Genomic DNA, 226 nt, shown 5'->3' on the forward strand with positions numbered 1-226 from the left:
TAGGTCTTTCACAGATTGGAAAAACAATTGGATTACAAACAAAATATGTTCCGTTACTCAATTTAACGCTTGGCATTATGCTAGGCGTTTTATTTATGGGCGGAGATATCAAAACAAATGTATTTCAAGGAATCATCATTGGACTGTCGGCAAGTGGATTATTTGACCACACAAAAATTATAAAAAAGGATGTTGATGCTAAATGAAAAAGACAATGAAACATATT

1 protein-coding gene is annotated in these 226 nt (G+C 32.3%); it reads left to right on the forward strand.

What is annotated here, in order from left to right:
* Positions 1-206 (forward strand): holin (locus tag ACQRBL_RS33015; protein ID WP_427736513.1); only part of this gene is annotated, 206 nt, incomplete at its 5' end.
* Positions 207-226 lie beyond the last annotated feature (20 nt).

This window comes from Bacillus sp. AF62 (genome assembly GCF_050312695.1).
GTDB lineage: Bacteria > Bacillota > Bacilli > Bacillales > Bacillaceae_G > Bacillus_A > Bacillus_A cereus.